General features: G+C 42.5%; 2 protein-coding genes. One reads left to right on the plus strand and one right to left on the minus strand.

Going from position 1 to position 530, the window contains the following annotated elements; translation table 11 throughout:
- A partial coding sequence (locus AB4512_RS23205; protein ID WP_372175877.1) for a DUF84 family protein occupies positions 1-159 on the plus strand: 159 nt, incomplete at its 5' end.
- Positions 160-281: 122 nt separating this feature from the next.
- Here the strand turns inward: AB4512_RS23205 and trpR are convergent.
- The coding region (gene trpR, locus AB4512_RS23210; protein WP_372175875.1) for a trp operon repressor at positions 282-530 on the minus strand (249 nt) is incomplete at its 5' end.

The following is a 530-nucleotide window of genomic DNA, read 5'->3' on the forward strand; positions in this document are numbered from 1 at the left end:
GATGTGATGGATGAAGTCTTCGGCACCGACAACATAAAACAAAAAGGCGGTGCGATTGGCTTATTGACACATAACCAACTATCTCGCAGTTCTGTATATAGCCAAGCTTTAATCCTAGCGCTGATCCCATTTGTTAACCCTAAGCACTTCCCTGCTTAGTCTTGTTTAAGAAACACGATATTTCGCCTCTCTAGAGGTAATATCATTGAGCGGGATAAAAACAAAAAACGCTAACCTATGGTTAGCGTTTTATCAAGTTCTTAGGCTTACTGTTTAAATGCTTACTTAAGTAACAGCTCTGCAATTGCCGCTTTCTCTTGCTCAGATTTAGCCTTTAGCTCATTAGAGCCTCGCGTTATCGTAGCCACACCCACACCTAACATTTGGCTCACCTGTCTTTGTGACATGTCCCCTTTCATAAGTTCACAAAGAATATTCACTCGAGCGACCAAAGCATCTCGCTCATCAGGTGTCATCATCATGGTCAACAACAGTTCATGCTGATCTTTCTCAGCCGCTGTTTTTACCCT

Origin of the sequence: Vibrio sp. 10N.222.52.B7 (genome assembly GCF_041474275.1) — a bacterium.
Taxonomy (GTDB): Bacteria; Pseudomonadota; Gammaproteobacteria; order Enterobacterales; family Vibrionaceae; genus Vibrio; species Vibrio crassostreae_C.